This window comes from Pseudomonas sp. LBUM1657, from assembly GCF_059716075.1.
The window spans coordinates 5,746,521-5,763,824 of the sequence record NZ_CP166799.1 but is presented as its reverse complement, the minus strand read 5'-3'; the positions used below and the strand labels follow the sequence as shown (position 1 = coordinate 5,763,824).

At 61.6% G+C, this 17,304-nt stretch carries 12 protein-coding genes; 3 read left to right on the top strand and 9 right to left on the bottom strand.

Annotation, left to right across the window (positions count from 1 at the left end):
• Positions 1-17 precede the first annotated feature (17 nt).
• The 5 genes from ACA055_RS26615 to ACA055_RS26595 form a co-directional block, all read right to left on the bottom strand.
• Entirely contained in the window at positions 18-1,004 is a 987-nt protein-coding gene (locus ACA055_RS26615; RefSeq protein ID WP_497681296.1) for a lysylphosphatidylglycerol synthase domain-containing protein, read from the bottom strand.
• Entirely contained in the window at positions 1,001-2,287 is a 1,287-nt protein-coding gene (gene clsB, locus ACA055_RS26610; RefSeq protein ID WP_497681295.1) for a cardiolipin synthase ClsB, read from the bottom strand. The genes ACA055_RS26615 and clsB overlap by 4 nt, the downstream gene beginning before the upstream one ends.
• Positions 2,284-3,081: an endonuclease/exonuclease/phosphatase family protein gene (locus ACA055_RS26605; RefSeq protein ID WP_497681294.1), complete on the bottom strand. Its 798-nt coding sequence runs from the start codon at positions 3,079-3,081 to the stop codon at positions 2,284-2,286. Before ACA055_RS26605 ends, clsB begins: the two co-directional genes overlap by 4 nt.
• Positions 3,078-4,004 carry a DUF72 domain-containing protein gene (locus tag ACA055_RS26600; protein ID WP_497681293.1) on the bottom strand — a complete coding sequence of 309 codons (927 nt, stop codon included), beginning with the start codon at positions 4,002-4,004 and terminating at the stop codon, positions 3,078-3,080. Before ACA055_RS26600 ends, ACA055_RS26605 begins: the two co-directional genes overlap by 4 nt.
• Before the next feature lie 215 nt (positions 4,005-4,219).
• Positions 4,220-5,431, bottom strand: a complete 1,212-nt coding sequence (locus ACA055_RS26595) for an MFS transporter (protein WP_497681292.1) — start codon at positions 5,429-5,431, stop codon at positions 4,220-4,222.
• A gap of 335 nt (positions 5,432-5,766) precedes the next feature.
• Here ACA055_RS26595 and ACA055_RS26590 point away from each other — a divergent pair, with 335 nt between their 5' ends.
• On the top strand, positions 5,767-7,887 hold the full coding sequence (locus ACA055_RS26590) for a mechanosensitive ion channel family protein (RefSeq protein WP_497681291.1): 2,121 nt from the start codon (positions 5,767-5,769) through the stop codon (positions 7,885-7,887).
• Positions 7,888-8,018: 131 nt separating this feature from the next.
• Here ACA055_RS26590 and ACA055_RS26585 read toward each other — a convergent pair whose 3' ends face one another.
• Positions 8,019-12,335 (bottom strand): DEAD/DEAH box helicase, encoded by a 4,317-nt coding sequence (locus tag ACA055_RS26585; protein WP_497681290.1) that lies wholly within the window; start codon positions 12,333-12,335, stop codon positions 8,019-8,021.
• 300 nt (positions 12,336-12,635) lie between these two features.
• On the opposite strand from ACA055_RS26585, the gene ACA055_RS26580 reads away from it, so the two are divergent.
• Both ACA055_RS26580 and pgnE read left to right on the top strand, forming a co-directional pair.
• Entirely contained in the window at positions 12,636-13,520 is an 885-nt protein-coding gene (locus ACA055_RS26580) for a sugar nucleotide-binding protein (protein WP_497681289.1), read from the top strand.
• The gene (gene pgnE / locus ACA055_RS26575; RefSeq protein ID WP_497681288.1) at positions 13,513-14,442 is read left to right on the top strand and encodes a UDP-N-acetylglucosamine epimerase PgnE; all 930 of its coding nucleotides are present in this window, start codon (positions 13,513-13,515) and stop codon (positions 14,440-14,442) included. The genes ACA055_RS26580 and pgnE overlap by 8 nt, the downstream gene beginning before the upstream one ends.
• 146 nt (positions 14,443-14,588) lie before the next feature.
• Here the strand turns inward: pgnE and ACA055_RS26570 are convergent, their stop codons facing one another.
• The 3 genes from ACA055_RS26570 to ACA055_RS26560 all read right to left on the bottom strand — a co-directional run bounded on the left by ACA055_RS26570 (position 14,589) and on the right by ACA055_RS26560 (position 17,303).
• Positions 14,589-15,287 (bottom strand): OmpW/AlkL family protein, encoded by a 699-nt coding sequence (locus tag ACA055_RS26570; RefSeq protein WP_497681287.1) that lies wholly within the window; start codon positions 15,285-15,287, stop codon positions 14,589-14,591.
• Positions 15,288-15,507: 220 nt separating this feature from the next.
• Positions 15,508-16,026, bottom strand: a complete 519-nt coding sequence (locus ACA055_RS26565; protein ID WP_497684498.1) for a DUF3299 domain-containing protein — start codon at positions 16,024-16,026, stop codon at positions 15,508-15,510.
• A gap of 11 nt (positions 16,027-16,037) precedes the next feature.
• Positions 16,038-17,303 (bottom strand): ABC transporter permease, encoded by a 1,266-nt coding sequence (locus ACA055_RS26560; RefSeq protein ID WP_497681286.1) that lies wholly within the window; start codon positions 17,301-17,303, stop codon positions 16,038-16,040.
• Position 17,304 lies beyond the last annotated feature (1 nt).

Sequence of the window (17,304 nt, the reverse complement as noted above, 5' to 3'; positions counted from 1 at the left end):
ATGACCGTCACCACAAATCACCCGGGTTTCTTCTCGATCCGCAACGCCTTGGCCTTGGCCTCCACCACCAGATACATCACCAGCGTAATCAACAGCGGCAAGATGAAATAGATCGCCCGATACGCCAGCAACCCCGCCACCAGACTGCCCCGTGAAGCCTCATGTTGCAGCAGCGCCACGAACACCGCCTCCAACACCCCAAGCCCCGCCGGAATGTGCGTGATGACCCCGGCAATCGCGCTGATCAGCAACACCCCCAGCACCAGCGGATAATCGAGCTTGCTCGGCAGCAGCGTGAAAATCACCGCCGCCATGAGCGACCAGTTCAGCGCGCCGAGGCACAACTGCAGGATCGCCATGCGCAGGGACGGCAGGTTGATTTCCACCCCGCGAATCGACCACTCCCGGCGCCTGGAAAACTGACAGGCCGCCAGATACCCCGCGCTCACCAGCAGTAACGCAACACCGACAACCTGCAAGGCCCCGCTGCTCAGCTTCCAGCCCGGTGGCATTCGCACCAGTCCGCTGCTGAATACCGCGCCGGCAATCACCATGTAGCCAAACCAGTTTGTTGCCAGGCTCAGCCCGAGGATTTTCGCGATGTTGCTCTTGCTCACCCCGAGCCGCGAATACAGCCGATAACGCATGGCAATGCCACCGACCCAGGCACTCAGGTTGAGGTTGAAGGCGTAGCTGATAATCCCGACTGGCAGGATCTGCTTCCAGGTCAGGTCCTGGCGGATGTAGGTGCGGCCGATCAGGTCGAAGCAGGCGTATACCAGAAAACTCGTCAGCGTCAGCCCGGCCGCGATGATCAGCGTGCGCACCTTGAACTCGGCCAGGGTCTCGAACACTTCGCTCCATTCGATGCGCTGGGCGAGCATCGTGAGCAACACGATCAGCGCCAGAAAAAACAGCATCGTCAGCGGTCTTTTCCAGCGGCTCCAGCGGGATTTTTTCGGGCTGTCGGTGTGAGTGGCCGATTGTGCATCGGAGTGGCTCATCGGATGTCACTCCCTGTGGGGTTCGCAAAAGGTTTCAGGCGCGGTTTGTGCGCCGGCAGCCAACCGGCCCAGGCCGGGAAGTGCCGCAAAAAGTGAAACACCAGGAAACCGACGGTCATGTGCCAGATTCGTCCGCGCGGGGATTTATCGGCTGACATGGCTTTGCAATGGTTGCTGCTGAGGTCTTCGAGACGCTCGAACAGGTTGCGGTTGAAGGCACGATCGCGGATCAACACGTTGGCTTCCAGGTTCAAGGACAGGCTCAGCGGGTCGAGGTTGCTGGAGCCGACGGTGCTCCACTCCTCATCCACCAGCGCGACCTTGCCGTGCAACGGACGCTCGCAATATTCGTGAATCTTCACGCCGGACTTGAGCAGGTAGTCATAGGTCATGCGCGCCGCCAGTTTGGCCACCATCATGTCGGGTTGGCCTTGCAGAATCAGCCGCACATCAACCCCGCGGCGGGCGGCGTTGCGGATCTCCCGCAGCAGTCGATAACCTGGAAAAAAGTAGGCGTTGGCGATGACCACTCGGCGTTTGGCACTGCGCAGCACCAGCAAGTAAACCTCTTCGATATCGGTCCGGTGCTCGCCGTTGTCGCGGTACACCAGCCGAACCTGGCCGTCATGATCTGTGAACGCCAGTTCCAAGCGTCGTTGCCGGCGGCGCCGCCACCAATATTTGGCCCGGTTCAGGCGACCGCTTTGCAGGAGCGCGAAGTGATGAATGTCGGTCACCGCCGGGCCTTGCACTTCAACCGAATAATCCTGTTTGGCCTCGGGGCCGAAATCGGCCAGATGATCGCCGGAAAAGTTGATCCCGCCGACGAACGCAATCGTGCCGTCGACCACCACGATCTTGCGGTGCAGGCGGCGGAACCAGTTTGTGCGGATGCCCAGGTGCTTCGGCGCCGGATCAAAGATTTGAATGCGCACGCCGGCCTCGCTCAGTTCGGCGAGGTAACCGTTGCTCAGTTCGCCGCAGCCGAAACCATCGAGGCTGGCGGTCACCCGAACGCCCCGTCGGGCGGCGTCGATGAGCACGGTTTTCAGTTCTTCGCCGACCTTGTCTTCGAACACGATGAAGGTTTCCAGGAGGATTTCGCTCTTGGCTTCGCGCATGACCTCGAACACCCGAGGGAAATATTCTTCGCCGTTCTCCAGCAGTTCGACGCGGTTATTGCCCTGCCAGCCGTACTCGACATCGACCACGCCCGGTTCACGGATCGGCGGGGTCGTGGACAGGTGTTCCACGGTGGCTTTTTCCATCGATGGGCTGCTCATAGCTCGATCTCCACCGATAGCGGTGCGTGGTCGGAAAGGTGTGACCAGGGCCGCGCCGCCAATACTTGTGGACGGCTGGCCTTGAGGTTGCGCACGTAGATGCGGTCCAGGCGCAGCGCCGGCAAACGCGCCGGAAAACTGCGCGCCGGTTTGCCGTGGTGTTCGGCGAATACTTCCCGTAAACCGCTGGGTTTGAGCAGCGCATCGGCGCGCAGACGCCAGTCGTTGAAGTCACCGGCGACAATCACCGGCGCATCGCTCGGCAGTTCTGCCAGGCGCCGGGCCAACAGCTTCAGTTGTTCCGTGCGATGGGTTTCGCGCAGCCCCAGATGGACGCAAATGGCGTGCACTTCCTGGCCGTCACCGGGCATGCGCAATACGCAATGCAGGATGCCGCGGTTCTCGTGGCCGCTGATGGAAACGTCGAGGTTGTCGTGGCGAATGATCTGGAATTTCGACAGCAGTGCATTGCCGTGATCACCCGCCGGGTACACCGCGTTGCGGCCATAAGCGAACTGTGGCCAAAGGGTGTCAGCGAGAAATTCGTACTGCGGCATCGCCGGCCAGTTGCTGTAGCGCTGGGGATGATGCTCGTGGGTGCCGTGGACCTCCTGCAAAAACACCACGTCGGCGGACACGCTGCGCACCGCTTCGCGCAGTTCCGGCAGGATGAAACGCCGGTTGAGCGCGGTGAACCCCTTGTGGGTGTTGACCGTCAGTACGGTGAAGCTGCGCACGGCGGTAATGATCGGCTGTTGGTCGTCGGTGGTGCCGACCGGTTCGGAAATGCTCATGTCAGCACTCCTTCGGCGGCGGGTTCACCAGGGCGGGTGGCGAGTTCTTTGTCGAGATGAAAACGCTCCAGCAGGCTGCGGGCATCGAAGGGCGCGCGGACTTTGATGTCGTTGTCGAAATAGCAGAACACGTCCCGGCACTTGCGCACCTTGGGCTTCTGCCGGGGTGCGATCAGTTGCGGGTCGCTCGGTTGTTTACCGTGGTGCCAGGCGTCGATGCGGTCGCCCCAGCGTTTCAGTGCTTGCGAGGTGTAGCCGCTGGCGTAGAGCTCTTCGGCACCGTGCAGGCGCAGGTAGACGAAATCACTGGTGATGTCTTCGCGGTACGGCCACTTGCCGGCGGTGTCGGCGATGACCAGGGCGGCGTTGTAGCGCTTGAGCAGGCGCACAAACGCCGGATCGACGAAGCTTTCGTGGCGAATTTCCACAGCATGACGCATGGGCTTTTTCTTGTAGGCCCTCATGCTGGCGTGGCCATTGAGGCGTGCCTCATGTTGGCGGGCGAGGGCGGCAGCTTGTTCGGTGTCGTGGGGCAGTTGTTCGAGGAAGTGTTCGAACAGCTCGGCGTCGAACTTGAAATTGGGCGGGAACTGCCAGAGGATCGGGCCGAGTTTGTCCTTGAGCTCCAGCACCCCGGAGGCAAAGAAGTTCGCCAGGGGTTTATGAATGTCCCGCAGTCGCCGGATGTGGGTGATGAAACGCGGGGCTTTGACGCTGAAAACGAAGTCTGGCGGGGTTTCGGCGTACCACTGGGCGTAACGTTCTGGCCGTTGCAGGGCGTAAAACGATCCATTGATTTCGATGCTGTTGACCGCCCGGGACGCGAATTGCAATTCGCGTTTCTGGGTCAGCCCCTGCGGGTAGAAGTCCCCCCGCCAGGGTGTGTAGCGCCAGCCTGAAATACCGATGTGAATCGCCGCCATGTCGCCTCCCGTCTAATGGTCCTCGGACTGCCCCTGTCTTTTGATGACTGCGCAGTGCCTGAGAAAGTTTCGACGGGACTACAGACGGTTAGTGCTTGAACGGACCAACACAAATCAAATGTGGGAGCGGGCTTGCTCGCGAAGGCGGTGGCACATCCGGCATCGATGTGGCTGATACACCGCTTTCGCAAGCAAGCCCACTCCCACAGGGTCAATCAGTGGCTGGCGACGACTCGGGTCGAGCCTTCGGCCGGTTCGGCATACACCGGGCCCAACCGATCAAGACGACCACTCCATGCGGTCAGCGCCAGTGCCACCAGAACCACCAGACCACCAATCCACGCCGTGTGGATCAGGCCCATGTGAGCGACGATCAAGCCACCACCCCACGCGCCACCGGCAATGCCGAGGTTGAAGGCGGCGATGTTCAGGCCGGAAGCCACGTCCACCGCATTCGGGGTGTGATGCTCGGCTTGGCGCACCACATACACCTGCAGGCCCGGCACGTTGCCGAATGCCACCGCACCCCAGACCAGCACGGTAGCCAGGGCCAGCCATGGATTGCCGGCGGTGAAGGTCAACACGAACAGTACGGCAGCGAGCAGGGCGAAGATGATCTTCAGGGCGCTGATCGGGCCGCGTTTATCCGCCAGTTTGCCGCCCCAGATGTTCCCGACGGCCACTGAGATGCCGTAGACCAGCAACACCAGGCTGACGGTGCCGGCGCTGAAGCCGGAGATGTCCTGAAGAATTGGAGCCAGGAAAGTAAAGGCAATGAACGAGCCGCCGTAACCGACCGCTGTCATGGCGTACACCAGCAGCAGACGGGGTTGCTTGAGCACCTGCAATTGCTCCAGCAGCGAAGCTGGTTTGCTGTGAGTGATGTTCTTCGGCACGTAAAGCAGGCTGCCGATGAAGGCGATCACGCCCAATGCAGACACGGCGAGGAAGGTTTCACGCCAGCCGAAATGTTGACCGATAAATGTCCCCAGGGGCACGCCAGTGACCAGCGCCACGGTCAGGCCGGTGAACATGATCGCAATCGCGCTCGCGGCTTTTTCCTTCGGTACCAGGCTGGTGGCGATGGTCGAGCCGATCGAGAAGAACACCCCGTGGGCCAGGCCGGTGACGATCCGCGCAATGATCAGCGATTCGTAGCTCGGCGCTTTCCACGCCAGCAGATTGCCGAGGGTGAACAGCACCATCAACGACAACAGCAGCAATTTGCGCGGGACTTTGCCGGTGAGGGCGGTCAGCACCGGAGCGCCGATGGCCACGCCCAGGGCGTAGAGGCTGACCAACAGGCCGGCGGACGGCAGGCTGACGCCGAGGTCGGTGCCGATGGTGGGTAACAGGCCAACGATGACGAACTCGGTCGTCCCGATGGCAAAGGCGCTGAGGGTCAGCGCGAGCAAGGCAATGGGCATGGCTGCAACTCCGGTGGATTTGATTGATGGAGCGCAGTGTCCGGGTTTGGGTTGTGCGGAAAAATAGCGGGATGGGCATTTGATATTTGCGTGTAGATCAAAGATTGCCAGGTTGAGGTCGCCACGCAACCAGTGGGAGTGGGCTTGCTCGCGAAAGCGGTGTGTCAGATACATCAATGCTGGATGTGCCGCCGCCTTCGCGAGCAAGCTCGCTCCCACAGGGTCTGCAAGTAGCTGATCTTGGCGGCATTGGCTGGTTATCTCACCGCCAAAACCGAACTTGCCTACAATTTCCCGATCAGTTCCTTACAGACCCTTTTGCAGGAGCACCGCGTTTGTTCAAGTTCAAGACCGCGATACTACTGGGGGCGTTGCTGATTCTGGGCAGCAACGAGCTGGAGGCCGCCACATTGCCGGGGGGCCCCGCCGCAGCCGAGGAGCCGGCAAAACCTGAGCCGCTGGTCCAGGGTGGTCTGCTCGGGGCCATCAGTTCCAGCATCGACGACGTTCAGGAAAAGCTCGACCTCAACGAAGACCTGGTCGACGCCTGGCGCCTGCGGGCCGATCGGGCGGCGGATGAAGTGGACAAACTGGTGAATCGACCGTCGTCCCGCTCCGCGTGGAGCGTGGTCGGCGATTTCCTGTTGTTGTCTGGCGTCTGGGCCGGTGCGTTTGCTTCGCTCACAGTCTTTGGCGGGATCCTCGCCAGGCGCCTGAACCAGGGTCGCTGGCTGCGAACCCGACAGCGTAGCCAGGACCTGCTCCAGTATTTACTGCCTTACACCTTGCCCGCGGTGCTCAGTCTGCCGCTGACGCTGTATGTCAGTCATTTCCTGCCCAGCTCCATGGGCCGGGCGCTGGCGCTGTGTTTCGCCTACTCCACCAGCAGTGGCATTTTTTCCACGTCGATGCTGCTTTGCGTGATTGTCATGTTCAACACCGGGCACAAGCGTGCGGCGGTGCAAATCATCCGCAATTACTGCCCGAAACCGCTCTTCCTGATCGGCTTCCTCGCCGCGCTCAGCGATGCCTTGACCAGCCCGCAGATCGCCCGGCAATTCGGCGGCAATATCACCAGCAGCATTGCGGTGTTCACCGGTCTGTTCGCTTCCATCATCTTCGGTTTGCTGGTGATTCGCCTGCGTCGCCCGGTGGCGCACCTGATCCGCAATAGACCGCTGGCCCAACGCCTCAAACAGCCTTCGCTGCAGGAATCCCTGCGGATCTTTTCCGGGCTGTGGTACTGGCCAATCGTGTTGATGGTGATGGTCTCGGCGATCAACCTGATCGGCGTTGGCGAGGACAATCAGAAAGCCCTGCGCTGTGCGTTGTTCACCACGATCCTGCTGATCGCCACGGTGTTTCTCAGCACGATCTTTCAGCACATGTTCAAGTCCCGCCAGATCGAAGCGATCCAGCACAGCAGCGCCTACAAGGAACGCTTCCTCAGTTTGCTCCACGCGTTGCTGCGGATCGTCATGGCTGTGGCGTTCATTGAAATCCTCGGGCGAATTTGGGGCGTGTCGCTGTTCGAATTCGCCGAGAGCAACTCCGTCGGCCGGGCAATCAGCGAGTCGTTGAGCAGCATCGGCCTGATCTTTCTGATGACCTGGCTGTTCTGGGTCGTGCTCGATACCTCGATCCAGGAGGCCCTGAAACCACCGGTCAGCAAACGTGGAGCGCGCCAACCGAGTACCCGGGTAAAAACCATCCTGCCGCTGCTGCGCAACGCGATCAAAATTATCCTGGTGGTGATCTGCGCGATTACCACCATGGCCAACCTGGGGATCAATGTCGCGCCGCTGCTGGCCGGTGCCGGGGTCGTCGGGCTGGCCATCGGGTTTGGTTCGCAGCAACTGGTGCAGGATGTCATCACCGGTCTGTTCATCATCATCGAAGACACGTTGTCGATTGGCGATTGGGTGGTGCTTGATTCCGGTCATGCCGGCACAGTCGAAGGCCTGACCATCCGCACCTTGCGCCTGCGCGATGGCAAGGGCTTCGTGCACTCGGTGCCGTTCGGTCAGATCAAGGCCGTCACCAACCAATCGCGGCAGTTCGCTTATGCGTTCTTTTCGGTGCAGTTCACTTACGACACCGATGTCGACAAGGCGATCGAATTGATACGGGAGGCCGGGGATTCGATCCGCGAAGATGCGTTTCTCAAGTACAACCTGCAAGGGCCGCTGGATGTGTTCGGCGTGGACAAGATGGACCTCAACGGGGTGGTGCTGACGGCACAATTCCGCACCGTGTCGGGTGGGCAATATGCGGTGAGCAGGGCGTTCAACCAGCGTTTGAAAAAGCTTGTGGATAACAGCCCGTGGGTGCATTTCGCGCAGACTTATCCACAGCAGGTGTTGATGCCCAGGCAGGCGGTTGAACCGTTGGACAGTGATGGGCTTGCGCCGGAGCATTCATCGGTGTTGCTGCCGGATCAGCCGCGTACTCAATGATTGGGTTGATGCTGCTGGCCTCATCGCGGGCAAGCCCGCTCCCACAGTGATCTCTGTTGTTTATAGGTTCTGTATTCACAGAAATACCTGTGGGAGCGGGCTTGCTCGCGAAGGGGCCAGCCCAGGCGACATCAATGCCGGATCAGTTTGCTTCGCACCTCAGCACCGGCCTGTTGATCCAGCTCCAGCCAGAAATGCTGCTGGCCAGCAATCTCGGCAGCGGCGTGCAGACCATCGCGATACACCAGCCGATTACTCGCCAACGCCGGCACTTTCGCGCCGTGCAGCAGGGTGCCCGCAAGGTTCAACGGGTCAACTCCGCACACCGCGATCAAACTGCCGTCATGGGGCCGTCGCCGTACTTCCCGCAGCAACGGGATCGCCTCCGGCAGCGCAAACTGTTCGCCGGCCAAGCCACTGACAAACCGCCCGCCGCGAATCTCGCCCCGGGCCTCCAGTCGATGGAAGGTGCGCAGCAATTCCCGCCAGCTCGGCAGCCAGTCTGCCTCGCGATCCAGCAAACGCCAGAACACGACGCCGTAGCGGCGCAGCAAGGTTATGGCGATGTGTTCAAGGGTGTCGCCGGGGGTGGGCGCCGGACGTTTGTTATCCACAACCGGCGCTGCCGCCCCGCGCCGTAACAGCGCCCAGCGCCCGGCATCGTCCATGCCGCCGACAAACGCTCCGCGGCCACGACGGCTGCTGCGATTCTGCCGTTTGCTGGCCGGGGTGATCAGCGCCCGCAGGCCGGCGAAGCTGTCAGCATTCACCAGCCCGGCGCCCACCAGTTCCTGCAAGGCAATTTCCAGTTCCGAGCGCAGTAGATGAGCTTCGTGAATCAGCTCATCAAAAAACAGCGCGCCGTGTTGGCTGAGGGCTTCGTGGACTTTTTGTGTTTTGGGCGACAGTTGGCTGACCGGCGTCTGCTCGGTCAACCCGCTCCACAATCCGACCTGACTGCGCGGAAGCAACAAAATCGGTGTGCTGCGCAACGCCGTGCTGGCGCTCTTGTTGCGCGCGGTCAGGCGGGTCCAGACCAGTTTGCCGCTGCGGCAAAGGTCATCCAGCCAACTCGCCGAATAGTCTTTGATGCGTGCCGGCAAGATGTCGCTGTCCCACGCGGAAGCGGCGGCGGGGTAGCCTTCGAACTGCGCGACAATCGCCGGCAACACCGCCGCGCCTTGACCTTGAGTCGCGGCCGACAAATGCTGCCAATCGAACAGAAATCGCATGAAATCCTGCAGCGCCACCGGCTCGATTTCCCGCCGCAGACGCTTGACCGTATAGCGATGAATCCGCGCCAGCAAATGCCGTTCGCACCACTCTTCCTGATCGGCGCCTGGGGTGAATTGGCCGCGCAGTACATAACCTTCGCGTTCCAGTTGCGCCAAAGTTTGGGTGACTTGCTTTGTCGGCAAGCCAAGCGGTTCGGCAATCGCTTTCAGCGGCAATGGACCGAAGGCACTGAGCCGTGCACGGAGCATTTCAAGCATTGCTTCGTCCGCCTCCCAGACTTCATCGAACCCCGGCAGCGCTTCCAGCGGTGGCAGCAATGTTGCCTGTGGATAAATCGCTTGCAGGCAAGTAAGTCGCTCCAGCGCCAGCCACATCGATTGCTCGGCATTGATTTGCAAACGGCTGGCGCGGCCGTTGTCGGCGAGGGTACTGAGCCAATCGAGCCAGTCGGGGTTGGCCTGCGCTTCGGCATCGGTGATGCACGCCAGGCTCATCAGCGCCTCATGCATTTCATCGACGCCGGTGGGCGCGGGCCAGGCTTCCTCGCGCACCGCGGCAATCGCCTCGGCGTCGAGCGCGCCGAGGTCTTCGGTGGATTGCGGATCGCTCCAGCGGCGGTTGATGACCGCTTGAGTGCGGCGTTCCTCCAGCGGTGCGTCGTCGAGAAAGGTGTAGGGCCGGGCGCTGAGAATTTCTGCGGCCAGTGGCGAGGGCGCTGGCAGGTCGCGGCTGATCAGGCGGATCTCGCCACGTTCCATGCGCCGCAATACGTTCAGCCAGCCTTCGCAGTCCATGGCGTCGTGCAGGCAATCGTCGAGGGTTTGTTCCACCAGTGGATGGTCGGGAATTTCCCGTTCGCCGGCGAGGTTCTCCACGCAGGCGATCTGGTCGGGAAACACGCTGGCGATCAGGTCTTCGCTTTTCATGCGCTGGATTTGCGGCGCAACTTTGCGCCCGCCGGTGTAACGCGGCAGGGCCAACGCCACTCCGGCATTCCAGCGCCAGCGCACGCCGAACAGGGGCGCATCGAGTACCGCCTGGATCAACATGTGTTCGGCAGTGTTGCTGTGCAGGTAGCGCCAGACGTCATCGAGTTCGAAGCTGTGGCTGGTAGACAACGACAACACGATGGCGTCTTCGCTGGCGGCGGCCTGCAATTCGAAGTTGAAGGTGCGGCAGAAACGTTTGCGCAGGGCCAGGCCCCAGGCGCGGTTGATGCGGCTGCCGAACGGCGTGTGGATGATCAATTGCGTACCGCCGGACTCGTCGAAAAAACGCTCCATCAGCAGCGTGTCTTGTGACGGCAGGGCGCCGAGGGTCAGGCGCGCCCGGGCCAGGTATTCCACCAATTGTTCGGCACTGGCGAGGTTCAGGCCCAGGGTGTCGGTCAGCCAGTCGATACTCGGTTGCAAGTTGCCCGGCGTGGCGCCGAGCAGGGCATCGAGTTGCGCTTGCAGGCGCGCCACGGCCAACGACAGTTCGGCACTGCGCCCCGGCGCTTCACCGAGCCAGAACGGAATGGTCGGCGGCTGGCCCTGAGCGTCCTCAACCCGCACCTTGCCGGTTTCGACCCGCAGGATTCGATAGGACGTATTGCCCAACTGGAAGATATCCCCGGCGATACTTTCCACCGCAAAGTCTTCGTTGACGCTGCCGATGTTCAGCCCCTGGGGTTCCAGTAACACGCTGTAGTCGGCGTTGTCCGGGATGGTCCCGCCGCTGGTGACGGCCGTCAGTTTGGCGCCCCGGCGGCCGCGCAGGGTGCGGGTCACGGCGTCGCGGTGCAGGTAAGCGCTGCGGATGCCCTGGCGCCCGTTGTAGCCCTCGGCGAGCATCTGCAACAGCGCCTGGTAATGTTTTTCGTCGAGTTCGCTGTAGGGCGAGGCATTGCGGAAAACGTCCAGCAGCGCCTGTTCCTGCCATTCCTGGCAGCCGACTTCGGCGATGATTTGTTGCGCCAGCACATCCAGCGGCGCCACCGGGATCTGCAAGATGTCGAGCTCGCCCCGACGCACGCAGTCGAGCAGGGCGGCGCATTCGATCAGGTCGTCGCGGGTGGTGGCGAACAAGCGGCCCTTGGGCGTGCCGCCGACCTGGTGCCCGGAACGACCGACCCGTTGCAGAAACCCGGAAATCGAGCGTGGCGAAGCGATTTGGCAGACCAGGTCGACATCGCCGATATCGATTCCCAGCTCCAGGGAAGCGGTGGCAATCAGCACTTTCAGCTCGCCGCGCTTGAGCCGCTGTTCGGCGTCCAGGCGAAACTCCTTGGCCAGGCTGCCGTGGTGGGCGGCCACGGCGTCCTTGCCGAGGCGTTCGCTCAAGTGGCGGCTCAGGCGTTCGGCCAGGCGTCGGGTGTTGACGAAAACCAGGGTGGTGCGTTGTTCACGGGCAAGCACGGCGAGGCGGTCGTAGACCAGTTCCCAGACGTCATTGGCCATCACCGCCGACAACGGCACCGGCGGCACTTCGATGTCCAGATCCCGTGGGCGAGCGTGGCCGATGTCGACGATTTCGCATTCACGATCACGCCCGACGAGAAAGCGCGACACGGCTTCGATAGGCTTTTGCGTGGCGGACAGGCCGATGCGCACCAGCGGTTCCGCACAGAGCGCCTGCAATCGTTCCAGACTCAACGCCAGGTGGCTGCCGCGCTTACTGGCGGCGATGGCGTGGATTTCGTCGACGATCACTGTGCGCGTGGTGCCGAGCATCTGCCGGCCGGAATCTGAACCGAGCAGCACGTAAAGGGATTCCGGGGTGGTCACCAGAATGTGCGGCGCCGTCTTGCGCATCGCCGAGCGTTCTTTTTGCGGCGTATCGCCAGTGCGCACGGCGGTGTTGATCTGCAACTCGGGCAGGCCCATGACGCGCAACTGCTCGGTGATGCCGGCCAGCGGGTCTTGCAGGTTTATCTGGATGTCGTTGGACAGGGCCTTGAGCGGCGAAATGTAGACCACCAGGGTTTCGTCCGGCAGACCCCCTTCGCTTTCCAGCCCCCGGTGGACCAGATCGTCGATGACGGCGAGGAACGCGGTGAGGGTTTTGCCCGAACCGGTGGGCGCGGCGATCAGGGTCGAGCGGCGCTGGCGAATCAACGGCCACGCCCGGGCCTGGGCGGCGGTGACCGTCGGGAAGGTATTGCTGAACCAGGCGCTGACGGCGGGGTGGAAGCCGCTCAGGGCACTGTCTGCGGGGATGGGAAGGTTCATGGTGGAAGTTATGCGGGTGGGGGCGGGAAGTTGCAAGTACCGCTCAAGGCCCTCGCTGACCTTCAGGGTCTCCACAGGGATCTTCTGTGAATGCAATATTTGTGAACACAAAGCTGTGGGAGCGCGCTTGCTCGCGAAGAGGCCAGTCGCAGCACCGCAAATCCTGGAGATCTACACTTTACGGATGACGGTTGCGCACTAAACCCGCAAAATGCAACGATTCCGGCAACTAACAACGACTTCGCCTGCGGGCGCTGTCGATTAAGCCATCGTTCCAATCAGACTGGGCCTGCTGACTCTATGCGAATGCGCCTTATGTTACTGGGCGGCGGAAATGCCCTTGGGCAGGCGCTGATTCGCCTCGGTGCGGAGGAAGACATCGGTTTCCTCGCCCCCCGCCCACCACAAGACGGCTGGGATGCCGCGAGCCTGACGCAACTGCTCGACGACACCCGCCCGGACGCGCTGATCAACCTCGCCTACTACTTCGACTGGTTCCAGGCGGAGACGGTCAGCGAGCAGCGTCTGGCCGGGCAGGAGCGGGCGATCGAGCGTCTGGCCGAACTGTGCCAGCATCACAATATCGTTCTGCTGCAACCGTCGAGCTATCGTGTATTCGATGGCTCCCGCGCGACTGCCTACAGCGAAAAAGACGAGCCGGTGCCCTTGGGCTTGCGCGGTCAGGCCTTGTGGCGGATCGAACAGAGCGTACGCGCCACGTGCCCGCAACACGTGCTGTTGCGTTTCGGCTGGCTGCTGGATGACAGCCCCGACGGTACACTCGGGCGTTTCCTCGGCCGGGCCGAAAAGCCAGAAGAACTGCTGATGGCCGATGACCGTCGAGGCAACCCGACGCCGGTGGACGACGCCGCCCGGGTGATTATTTCGGTGCTCAAGCAACTCGATTGTTCGGCGCCGCTGTGGGGCACCTATCATTACGCCGGGCATGAGGCGACCACGCCGCTGGCGCTGGGGCAAGCTATCCTCACTGAAGCACGCAGCCTGCATCCGCTGGCCATCGAAGCGCCAACCGCCCAGGCTCACGCCGCGCGGCCTGACGCTGCCGAAGAGCCACAGCACGCAGTGCTGGCCTGCAAGAAAATTCTGCACACGTTCGGGATCAAGCCCCGCGCCTGGCGCGCTGCTCTCCCGGGCTTACTGGATAGGTTCTATCGCCATGGCTGACGGCCCTGTTTTAATCACCGGCGGTGCCGGTTTCATCGGCTCGCACCTGACCGACGCCTTGCTCGCCAAGGGCCATTCGGTGCGGATTCTCGATGACCTCTCCACCGGCAAGCGCAGCAACCTGCCGCTGGACAATCCCAAGGTCGAGCTGATCGTTGGCGACGTCGCCGATGCTGCCTTGGTAGCTCGGGCGATGCTCGGTTGCAGCGCCGTGGCGCACCTGGCGGCCGTGGCTTCGGTGCAGGCCTCGGTGGACGATCCGGTGAAAACTCACCAGAGCAACTTCATCGGCTCGCTGAATGTCTGCGAAGCCATGCGCCAGGCCGGCGTCAAGCGGGTGTTGTTTGCCTCCAGCGCGGCGGTCTACGGCAACAATGGCGAAGGCGAGTCGATCGACGAAGACACGCCCAAGGCGCCGCTGACACCGTACGCGTCGGACAAGTTGGCCAGTGAGCATTACTTCGATTTCTACCGTCGCCAGCATGCTCTGGAACCGGTGGTTTTCCGCTTCTTCAACATCTTCGGCCCGCGTCAGGATCCATCCTCGCCGTATTCCGGGGTGATCAGCATTTTCAGCGAACGCGCGCAGAAAGGCCTGCCGATCACCGTGTTCGGCGACGGCGAGCAGACTCGCGACTTTGTGTACGTCGAGGATTTGGTCGACTTGCTGGTGCAAGCCATCGAGAAGCCGCAGGTCGAAGTCGGTGCAGTCAATGTCGGCTGGAACCAGGCGACGACCCTCAAGCAAATGCTTGAAGCCCTTGAAGCGGTGGTCGGTCAATTGCCGCCGGTGAGCTATGGTCCGGCGCGCTCGGGTGACATTCGTCATTCTCGGGCGAACAACCGGCGTTTGCTGGAGCGCTTTACCTACCCGGAGCAGACACCGATGAGTGTGGGGCTGGCGCGGTTGTTGGGGCGCTGAGTTTTACGCGACCATGAAAAAGGCGCCTTTCGAGGCGCCTTTTTTACTTCTGGATTTCGATTGTCAGGACTGACGTCTTCGCGAGCAAGCCCGCTCTCACAGGTTCCGCGCAGGCCCTGTGGGAGCGGGCTTGCTCGCGAAAGGGTTTAGAACTTGTAACCGAGCCCGACCATGTAGATGAACGGGTCCACATCAACGTTGACCTTGGCGCGGGTGCCCGGTGCCACGGCGTTGTTTTCCACCGTCGCGGTGGTGTCGATGTCGATGTAGCGCACTTGGGCGTTGATCATGACGTTGTCGGTAATCATGTAGTCGGCGCCGACCTGGAATGCCATGCCCCAGGAGTTTTTCGCCTTGAAGTTGCTGAAGCCGTTGGCGCTCGCTTCGCTGCCGACGTGCTCGTCGAAGATCCAGGTGTAGTTGATGCCGGCGCCGACATAGGGCTGGAAGGCAGACTTGGCGTCGAGCGGGTAGTAGACCAAGCTCAAGGTCGGAGGCAGGTGTTTGAGCGAACCGAGTTTACCGTTGGCCGCGCCCAGAGCCGTGCCTTTGATTTTCACGTCATGCTCGAACGGCGAGGCCGCCAGCAGCTCGATACCCCAATGGCTGGAGAGCATGTAAGCGAAGTTGAGGCCCAGTTGCGTGTCGCTGCTCATGGTGGCCTTGCCACCCAGATCAGCGCCGGCCAGCGGGCCCTGGTCGACCTTGACGCTGGAGCTGTCGGCTTTCGGGTTGACGGTGATTGCACCGGCACGAACGATGATGTCGCCCGCGGTGTGGGCGTAGGCGAGCGGGGTTGCGAGCGCGAGGGCAAACAACGAAGCGCTGAGCAAAGACTTGTGCATGGGGGCTCCAAAGGACGTTAAAAATGTTCGATGTCCAATGGTACGGAGCCGTCTGATACGGTCTTTTGATTCAGCTCAATGAAACAGTGATGGCCTGAGTTTGTGAGTGCTTTTGATGGCCTCTTCGCGAGCAAGCCCGCTCCCACAGGGTTATGCGATCACCTGTGGGAGCGAGCTTGCTCGCGAAGGCTATCTATCAAACAACCCATGACTACCGGTTTCACTCCGGCAATTCATACACATAAATCTTGTCGGCCTCCATCTGATACCCGGCATCCGCCAACTCGCTGGTGGACGCCTTGACCTGCAACGCACCCTCGATCCAGTACGGCTGATACAACTCGTCAAGCTTCACGCCGACTTCGCTTTTGACATGGACGATCTGGTTCGACGGCGGTGGCGGGACGTGAATACACGCGCCGAAATACGGCACAAGTAGAAACTCCGTGGTGCGCCCCTCTTCACTGACTTCCAGCGGCACGATGTAACCCGGCAAGCGAATGTTCTGGCCATCCAGGGTTTTCACCACAGGCGCATTGGGCATGTCCTGTTTGGCGGCTGGCGCGGCTTCGGCGGACAGCGCGTCGCTCATCTGCGACAGGTCGTGCAATGGCGTCATGTTCGGCACTTCCGGCATGGCGTCCGCAGGAATCATCTCCGACCAGGTCAGCTCTTTCGGCTCGGCCGCCCACAGCGGCAGGGCGACCAGCATCAACAGGGCAAGCACAGCGCGCAGCATCATCAACATCCTCATAAACGGATCGACAGGCCATCGGCCAGGGATTGGCGATACGCGCGCCAGGCCGGCACGCTGCCCATCAGCAATGCGGCGATCAGGATGCCAGCGAGCAGCGTCCATTCATATTCGCTCGGCCAGGCCAGCGGCAGATACAAGCCGTAGTTGGCTTGCACATAACCCTGGGCCACGGCGATGCCCACATACAAAAGAGCCACCCCGGCAATCACGCCCGACAGCGCCAAAGCAAACGCTTCCAGCACCAGCAACGTCGCGATGTGCCATGGTCGGGCACCCACCGAACGCAGAATCGCCATCTCTCGACGTCGTTCATTGAGGCTGGTGAGAATCGCCGTGAGCATGCCGATCAATCCGGTCAGCACAACGAACAGCGAGACCACGAACAAGGCTTTTTCTGCCGTGCTCATCAAGCTCCACAACTCCTGCAGCGCCACGCCTGGCAGGATCGCCAGCATCGGTTCGCCACGGAATTCGTTGATCTCACGCTGCAGGGCAAAGGTGGAAATCTTGCTGTTGAGGCCGAGCATGAACGCGGTAATCGCTTGCGGCGTCAGGTCCATGTTGCGCGCCTGATCGGCAGTGATCCGGCCATTGCCCCGGGCCGGGACGCCGTTGTGCCAGTCGACGTGAATCGCCTCCATCCCGCCGAGGCTGATGTGCAACGTGCGGTCCACCGGGGTGCCGGTGCGTTTGAGAATGCCGACCACGGTGAACGGTTTGTCGTCGTGCTTGACCAGGCTGATCACCGCCACGCCGTGGGCCAGCACCAGTTGGTCGCCGAGTTTGTAGTGCAGCACATCGGCCACTTCGGCACCGAGCACCACTTCGAATGGGTCACTTGCGAAGGCGCGGCCATCGGCCAGCTCAAGGTGTTGTTGACGACCGTATTGGTAATGCTCGAAGTACGCTTCCGTGGTGCCCATCACCCGATAACCGCGATGGGAATCGCCGAGGGACATCGGGATCGCCCACTTCACTTTGGGGTTGTTGGCGAAGTGCTCGAAGCTGTCCCAACGGATGTTGTTGGTGGCATTACCGATGCGGAACACCGAGTACAGCAACAGATTCACCGAACCGGAACGGGCACCGACGATCAGGTCGGTGCCGCTGATGGTGCTGGCGAAACTGGCCTTGGCTTCAGTGCGAACCCGCTCCACCGCCAGCAACAGGCAGACCGACAGGGCGATGGCGAACGCGGTGAGGATCGCGGTGAAGCGGCGGTTAGCCAGGCTGGCCATGGCTAGACGAAACAAATACATC

What these genes read in the sequence shown, in the direction of transcription:
- ACA055_RS26615 (WP_497681296.1), bottom strand. Translation starts at nt 1,004, where the DNA reads ATGAGCCACTCCGATGCACAATCGGCCACTCACACCGACAGCCCGAAA.
- clsB (WP_497681295.1), bottom strand. Translation starts at nt 2,287, where the DNA reads ATGAGCAGCCCATCGATGGAAAAAGCCACCGTGGAACACCTGTCCACG.
- ACA055_RS26605 (WP_497681294.1), bottom strand. Translation starts at nt 3,081, where the DNA reads ATGAGCATTTCCGAACCGGTCGGCACCACCGACGACCAACAGCCGATC.
- ACA055_RS26600 (WP_497681293.1), bottom strand. Translation starts at nt 4,004, where the DNA reads ATGGCGGCGATTCACATCGGTATTTCAGGCTGGCGCTACACACCCTGG.
- ACA055_RS26595 (WP_497681292.1), bottom strand. Translation starts at nt 5,431, where the DNA reads ATGCCCATTGCCTTGCTCGCGCTGACCCTCAGCGCCTTTGCCATCGGG.
- ACA055_RS26585 (WP_497681290.1), bottom strand. Translation starts at nt 12,335, where the DNA reads ATGAACCTTCCCATCCCCGCAGACAGTGCCCTGAGCGGCTTCCACCCC.
- ACA055_RS26580 (WP_497681289.1), top strand. Translation starts at nt 12,636, where the DNA reads ATGCGAATGCGCCTTATGTTACTGGGCGGCGGAAATGCCCTTGGGCAG.
- pgnE (WP_497681288.1), top strand. Translation starts at nt 13,513, where the DNA reads ATGGCTGACGGCCCTGTTTTAATCACCGGCGGTGCCGGTTTCATCGGC.
- ACA055_RS26570 (WP_497681287.1), bottom strand. Translation starts at nt 15,287, where the DNA reads ATGCACAAGTCTTTGCTCAGCGCTTCGTTGTTTGCCCTCGCGCTCGCA.
- ACA055_RS26565 (WP_497684498.1), bottom strand. Translation starts at nt 16,026, where the DNA reads ATGCTGCGCGCTGTGCTTGCCCTGTTGATGCTGGTCGCCCTGCCGCTG.
- ACA055_RS26560 (WP_497681286.1), bottom strand. Translation starts at nt 17,303, where the DNA reads ATGTATTTGTTTCGTCTAGCCATGGCCAGCCTGGCTAACCGCCGCTTC.